Consider the following 6,744-nt stretch of genomic DNA (forward strand, 5'->3'; position numbering starts at 1 on the left):
ATCGTAAATTCCCTCAAGGTAGCCACGTCATCTTTTATCAACAGATCGGCAGTCAACAAATTAAAATCATCCGTATTCTTCATAAGAGTATGGATGTTAATCCGATACTTGGCGCATAACGTTCCTAAACTGCGGCGCAATGGTCAAGTAGGCCAAATGAACCTCCCCTTCAGCCTCTCACAGAACCGTACGTGAACCTCTCAATTCATACGGCTCTTCACGTTCAACTATTTAACAATACCTTACGCCAGTGCGGAAAAGCCCATGGGTAATCCCGCCGAACTTTATTCACTCGTTTTGCTGCCTGCATCAACGTCTTGAGCTTCTTGTACTTCTTCAGTCCCCAGCGACTTAGCCGCTTGTCAAAATGAAACAATACATTGCGGATAATACTTTTTCCAAACAACCCATAATACTGATACCACCCTCTCAGGCGACTCAGTGCATAGGCACGTATATCCACCAGCTCTTTATGACACCAATACGACCATGGCCAACGATTGATTTCATGGCGCAACGCCTTAGCGGCTTTCTGACTGATGCCACCCAGAAAATACAGCCCCATATCGCCTCGTCGTGTTTTAATCCAACGAGGTCTGAACGTATAGCCAAGAAAATCAAATGCCACTACCGGAAAACTTTGTCGATTATATCCACCCTTGCAATACACAACTTTAGTTTTCTTTGGGTGTAGCTGCAAGCCACACATTTCAAAGCGCTGCTCCAACACTGAACGAAGTCGCTGCGCCTCATGATAGCTTGCACAGTGGCACACAATATCATCCGCATAACGTTCAAATTGTATACCACCCCAGTGCCGTTCTACCCAAACATCAAACACGTAATGCAAAAACAGATTGGCCAGCAACGGACTAATGACACCACCCTGCGGTGTTCCTCGTTGCGGGTATTCGAGCCTTCCATCCTTGTGCTGTACGGGTGCATTTAGCCATCGTTCGATATAAAGCAAGTGCCATCTTTCTTTGATATGTTTGCGAACTGCTCTTAAGAGCAATTCTCGGTCAATTGAATCAAAGAAGCCTTCTATGTCCATATCCAGAACCCAAGCCCGACGTATGCAGCGAGTTTTTACTCTCTCCAACGCTTGATGAGCTGACTTCCCAGGCCGATAGCCATAGGAGTCCTCATGAAAATGGGACTCTAACAAAGGCTCTATTTGTAGCTTTACCACCATTTGCGCGATGCGATCACTCACGGTCGGAATACCTAATGGACGTACACCGCCGCCAGCTTTCTCAATTTCAACACGCATCACTGGCGGTGGCATATAGCTACCCGATGACAAGCGATTCCAAACCTTATACAGATTCTTACCTAGATCGACTTCAAAAGCCTTTAGGCTCTCACCATCAATACCAGCGCCTCCTCGGTTTGCTTTGACTCGCTTATATGCCTCGTACACAAGTGATTTTGGTATCGTAAACGGTTTTGTTTGTGTCATTCAACTCATCCCATTTCTGGTTGGTTTTCAGAAACAAACTGAACGTGCTGCCGCCTTCGCTCCATTCTCATTACAAGAACTTCAACACTACTACGCAGCAGTCCGCCCCTGCGCTCTGCATCGGTACTCTGGCCTCGTGGGGTCTCCACTTGCGCGTCTCCCTTATCATCAGAGCAACAGGTTCTCATGTTCCATACTAAAGCCTGTTCAGAATTCATGCCGCCTCTATGCCGGTTGCCACACAGCCCGTTTCCAGCTCACGTCTGTACTCGTCCTAGGAAGACGCTCATTTCCCAGTTTCGACAACATTTTTACATATCGACACTTCATCGGCGGTTCACTTTCGTTCATCTCTTCTGAACTTACCTGACAGTTAATCGTACTGCCTTTTCCCTATCGCTCACGACATGCACTCTTAATACGTGCCGCATAGGGCGGTTTGATTCCTGCATCTGGTTGCCGGAACCGAGGGGCCTGCCCTCATCTTTAATACAGCAAGAAAGGAGGTTAGCCTTTCGTCATGACACACAAGCGCAGCGAAATTGCGTCCGATGCCCGCCGCGGAGCGGTTGTTAGCGGGCATGAACAGATTTGGCTTGTTAGGCATTCAACGCGCCCACAACTTCTTTATAACTAGAGCAGTAAACGATTTTTTCCTTATGCTGCGATATGAATTCGCTAATTCTAACCATATTATCGTCATCAAACTTTCTGTTCCATCGCCACAGCTCAGTGAAGTCTTTGAAAGTTTCTTTCTGATACTCTCCTAAGAAGAACTTACGTATCAAAAACCTCTTTAGGATCCGCCATTGCCGTTTAATCAGGGGAGGGTTTAATATTACGATTATGTCAGCATTTTTAAACGATACGTCTAACCACTTGTAATACACTCCTTCAATAATCCATTTCTCGTTGGACAAGATCAAATTGAGCTTTTCCGCTCTAGACTCTTCACTAGCTCGAATATACGTATATTGGCTTTGGTCCCAAAAAATCTCATCCAAATCGAAAGCAGTTAAATTAGTGATTCCCTGTAACCTTTGAGAAATATAGGTCTTGCCACTACCTGGCCCACCTATTATATGAATTCTTTGGTACTGCACGATATTTCCTTGATGCCTAACGCCTTGCTCACCGGAAAATTGCGAGCGAAGCGAGTAATTTTTCCGAGTGCAGCAAATTGTTATGCGCCTACAATGCGGGCCTATATTATAATGCCCGCAAAATCTTCTTTTAGAATTTGCTTAGCCCTGAACCCTTCCGATTCCTCAAATAATACATTCGAACCTTTTTCTTGCATATTCGAATATTCGAGAGCACTAGCATCTTTAATATCAAGTGGCGCCAAAAAGCTATCGTACAAGTCTTTGTATGAACCATAGCTTCTAAATGAAATTTGTTCTCTACTGGGGCCATAGGCAATATTTGCTGAGCCATGAATCATTTCACTGTAATTCTCAGAAAAGCCGCAATATATTTTAGCATGCGACGGTTGAAGCTTTATGGCTTTGTCTATATGTGTAACACTAAGGTCATAATCTTTCAAAAACTCATAATCTAAGATATGGTTACTGATAGCTTGCTTCACTTTTTTTAATGAGGCGCTTCTTGTGATTAATTTTGCCTTGTCTTTCGATATTTGTGAAAGAATACTGAACCACGTATCAATAAGCTTCTCATCAGACAAATATTGATTACCTACAAAAGGAGTTATTATCAAAATTTTATCGAACAACAATTCCCACCTAACTAACGCTTTTTTTAGCAGCTCCATACAGTCATCTTTTGACATGGTTCCATCAATAATTTTATCAAGAGGCGTGGAGCTAATGATACTACCAAGGTTAAAATCAGAAATATCGAAACCATTATGATCATATTTTTTGTAGAAGACAGCCGAATACTCTTTATTGCATGAGCAAATTAAATTCAGCTTGAAAATGGCTTTTTCAGGATTAAACCCATAACCCTTTATATCGACTGTTGTGTAATCATGATACGCTTGAATTATTTTAGAGAAAGTTTCTTCCAGCTTTGAAAATGCTTTTTTCTCAAGGCCCTCACCACATGAGCTGCATACATATAACGGTTTCGAATTTGGATCGAAAATCATCTTCGTGTCATTCAAGCTTCCTTCAAACCGAACGACATCTGAAATATCAGGGTATGCTGAGGCGGGCTCTATCTCATAGTCAATTGAAGAGTTCTTACGAGCACCATAAGCAATGTAAGATTCATCTGGATTACTTGTAACAATCCTGAACATCGCTTCGCAATTATTACAAGTTGAAACCATCTCCCCTTTATCATTATCAATGGTAAAGTGGATACTGTGAAACTCAATGATGCTACGACAACTCGGACATTTACCTTTGTAGTATTTTTTTGTATGTGGAATCATCATCAGTTTCTCTATGTAATAGGTGCATAACGAGCCTGTCGGATTAGACATTTTGAAATCAAAATCCCCAGCATCAACAGCCCCGCCCTTTATTATAATATTTATTTACCGCCCAAATCGATGATCTCAATCATCTATTCAAACAACCTACACTCAATAACTGATGGACTCAAGGTTACTTTATCCGCAATTCTTGTACTTCATCTCACTGTTGCCCCTGTGTCGCTATTTTCTCGATATTGTGCACCATGCAGTACATTAACCACTGCGCATTGACCTTGTTTTTACCCCTTAATGTAAATCGATTCAGTCCCTTATTGCTTTCTAGATTACCAAACACGGGTTCTACCGTGCCCAATCGCTGGCTGTAGATATGCCGACCCATCGGGCTGTCTATCTTTTGCTTCATTTTCTCAATAAACCCCGGTGCAGCTTTGCGATCACTCAGTGCAAAGCTCACTTGGCGTCCATCCGTTTGACTCACTCGGCGCAGACACTGGTGCTTTAATGGGCAATCTCGGCAATGCTGGCGGTAACCTTGGAAGCTAATCATGTCTTGGTCGGCGATCTTACCCTTAAAGCGTTTCCACATCGGTTTACCCGCCGGACAACGGCAGGTTTCCGTCACAGGATCATAATCAAAGTCGGCAAGTGTAAAGCGCTGCTCTACCTGACCACCACGCTCTTTGCGGCGTTGAGCCTTAGCTTCATTGAAAGTGATCGAGTCTGCAAACCTAGGATCACGCTTACGGAACTGATTATCTGCGATATAGCCATCAATACCGTGGCGATAGATCAGCTTCATATTAGCTTCGCTGTGGAAACCACTATCAGCCGTGATCCGTGCATGTTGCAGGATATGCTCATCTCCTGAGCACTGCTTGAACTGACGCTGGATACCGAACAGCATCGGCTCCAAGGTGTGTTGTTCCTGCCCAGCACCGTAGGCTTCGGCATGTACTATAATCTGGTGTTTGCTGTCCACAGCGGCCACGCCGTTATAGCCCTGAATCACGCCCTTAGATGTCTTCATCTTGGCACTTTCAGGATCAGTGATATTGCCTTTAACTGGTGTACCCCGTTGACCGTACCGCTCAGGTGCCGTTTCTAAGTGTTTTTTTATCTTGGCTGAAACCTTTTAAAGCTTCACGATCTGAGCACGCTCGCGGGCAGTGACTTCTAGGGGTTGATCCTGTTGATCACCCGCTTGATGCGCTTTAAGCATTCGCCCCACGGCGCGATCAATTTTTGCCTTCTTACGGTTCAATTCTGCATGTGTGCCACTCCACTCCTTGGCGGCATTCGAGGGCATCTTGCAGCCATCAATCGCGAACATCTCCCGTCCGATTAGATTTAAGCTATCACACACCATTAGAACGTGTGTGAACAAGGGTGCAATCACCTCATCCATTCGAGCGATGAAATCGGCTAGGGTGCTGTGATGGGGTTGGCTGTCAGCTGACAATGCCATGAACAGTACATTCTCACGGCAGGCCTGAGCGATCTTACGGCTGCTGCTGATGCCTCTGGAATAAGCGAATAACACGACCTTCAGCAGAATTGCCGGATCATAGGCAGGCGCGCCGTTATAATCATTTCGATAGCGAGATTCAAACACGCTGAGATCTAAATCATTATCCACGACATGATTCAGCGTATATTCGAACGTGCCAGGTTGGATCTGATCCGAAAACCGCAGAGGTATCATCTTGGTTTGGTTGTAATCGTAGTGTTTATACCGCGCCATCCCTTGCCACCTCTGAGGTAAAGTTCAGTTAACGGATTTTAGCCTTCATCTGCCGCATAAGCCAAGGGCTCTGGGACTAATCCGACAGTCTCAACGCCCTGCTCACGCGCCGGTTTGGAGCAGTAAAGCGGCGGAAAATCGGTCGCTGTGCAGCCGATTGTTAAAGCCTGCCTAGCCAGTACTGCGGACGTCGCCGGTCATGGGCAACAGCAAGGACTTGAAAACCATTAGACTTTTCTCGGTAAACAACGGATAGCGGAAATCTGTGAAGGGGTGCTCTACGGATATCTGGCGGCAACTCAATTTGCCAGGCTTTTGGTGACTCGCCGACTAAATTGGCCAGGGCCTCAAATTCCTCTATGAAGGTTCCACCCAATCCCGGAACTTTTGATTCGTAATAGCCAACCGATTCCAGGAACTCGGCTTCCGCTGCCGGGTGAAAAGAATAGTTCATTTGATGAGTGCTCTAGCCTTCCTAATGACATCCTCACCGGACACAGCCTGAACTGTGCCATTATCGAGCTCTTCGCCTCTACGCCGGGCCTCAAGCAACCAATCGGATCTGAGCTCTTCTTCTGACGGAGACTCTAGGCTCAATACCAGTCGCTGGATTAATTGGGCTCGCTCCTTTTTAGGAAGGTGGAGAGCCTCGTCTTCAATTTTCTGGAGATTCATGGAGGGATCCTCTCATTCGTGTATCGCTCAATTTTGACACGGATGGGGACTAGGAGCAACGACTCGGTTTTTCGCTTTAACAAATAAGCGGTTATACAGCGGCGCAGCCGCAGCTATAACCGCCTGTTGAACGCCGCTCAGCACTTAATCTAGGGAATTTGCTTTTTGTGATCGGTGGGGGTTCCGTGGCGTTAGCACCTTTCATTCGAACCAGCACTGTCGTGTAACTCGATTTCAATCCCTTAAAGCTTATTTACTTTGTGGCTTTAATGAACATTTATAGCCATATTTCTGTTGTTTGGCAACACACTACCCTCAGAGCCGACCTGATATAATTGTGCATGACAATACCACTGTGTGAGAACTAGCTACTGTTCGGCAGCACCAGAGGCACTTCGTTGTGTAATGTCATCAATTCACTCGAACACTCACCTAAACAGGTCACTGGCTCATGGCCAC

Annotated in this window: 9 protein-coding genes; 1 reads left to right on the forward strand and 8 read right to left on the reverse strand. The window is 45.3% G+C overall.

Annotation, left to right across the window (positions count from 1 at the left end; translation table 11 throughout):
• The coding region (locus tag DN062_RS18235) for a type II toxin-antitoxin system RelE/ParE family toxin (RefSeq protein WP_133256783.1) at window positions 1-119 on the forward strand (119 nt) is incomplete at its 5' end.
• 104 nt (window positions 120-223) lie between these two features.
• Here DN062_RS18235 and ltrA read toward each other — a convergent pair.
• From ltrA to DN062_RS18270, 8 genes are all read right to left on the reverse strand, one after another.
• A complete protein-coding gene (gene ltrA / locus DN062_RS18240) occupies window positions 224-1,462 on the reverse strand; it encodes a group II intron reverse transcriptase/maturase (RefSeq protein ID WP_112160721.1) in 1,239 nt (412 codons plus the stop codon).
• A 5-nt stretch (window positions 1,463-1,467) separates the two neighbouring features.
• Window positions 1,468-1,680 carry a hypothetical protein gene (locus DN062_RS18245; RefSeq protein ID WP_205126777.1) on the reverse strand — a complete coding sequence of 71 codons (213 nt, stop codon included), beginning with the start codon at window positions 1,678-1,680 and terminating at the stop codon, window positions 1,468-1,470.
• Window positions 1,681-2,061: 381 nt separating this feature from the next.
• Entirely contained in the window at window positions 2,062-2,565 is a 504-nt protein-coding gene (locus DN062_RS18250; protein WP_112160722.1) for a P-loop NTPase family protein, read from the reverse strand.
• A 101-nt stretch (window positions 2,566-2,666) separates the two neighbouring features.
• Window positions 2,667-3,866: a phospholipase D-like domain-containing protein gene (locus DN062_RS18255; RefSeq protein WP_112160723.1), complete on the reverse strand. Its 1,200-nt coding sequence runs from the start codon at window positions 3,864-3,866 to the stop codon at window positions 2,667-2,669.
• A gap of 202 nt (window positions 3,867-4,068) precedes the next feature.
• Window positions 4,069-4,896: a transposase gene (locus DN062_RS18750; RefSeq protein ID WP_205126778.1), complete on the reverse strand. Its 828-nt coding sequence runs from the start codon at window positions 4,894-4,896 to the stop codon at window positions 4,069-4,071.
• 105 nt (window positions 4,897-5,001) lie between these two features.
• Entirely contained in the window at window positions 5,002-5,610 is a 609-nt protein-coding gene (locus DN062_RS18755) for a transposase (protein ID WP_205126779.1), read from the reverse strand.
• Window positions 5,611-5,770: 160 nt separating this feature from the next.
• Window positions 5,771-6,064 carry a type II toxin-antitoxin system RelE/ParE family toxin gene (locus DN062_RS18265; RefSeq protein ID WP_036507853.1) on the reverse strand — a complete coding sequence of 98 codons (294 nt, stop codon included), beginning with the start codon at window positions 6,062-6,064 and terminating at the stop codon, window positions 5,771-5,773.
• Window positions 6,061-6,285, reverse strand: coding sequence for an addiction module protein (locus tag DN062_RS18270; protein ID WP_036507850.1), 225 nt, complete (start codon window positions 6,283-6,285; stop codon window positions 6,061-6,063). The genes DN062_RS18265 and DN062_RS18270 overlap by 4 nt, the downstream gene beginning before the upstream one ends.
• Window positions 6,286-6,744 lie beyond the last annotated feature (459 nt).

This window comes from Nitrincola tibetensis (assembly GCF_003284585.1).
Taxonomy (GTDB): domain Bacteria; phylum Pseudomonadota; class Gammaproteobacteria; order Pseudomonadales; family Balneatricaceae; genus Nitrincola; species Nitrincola tibetensis.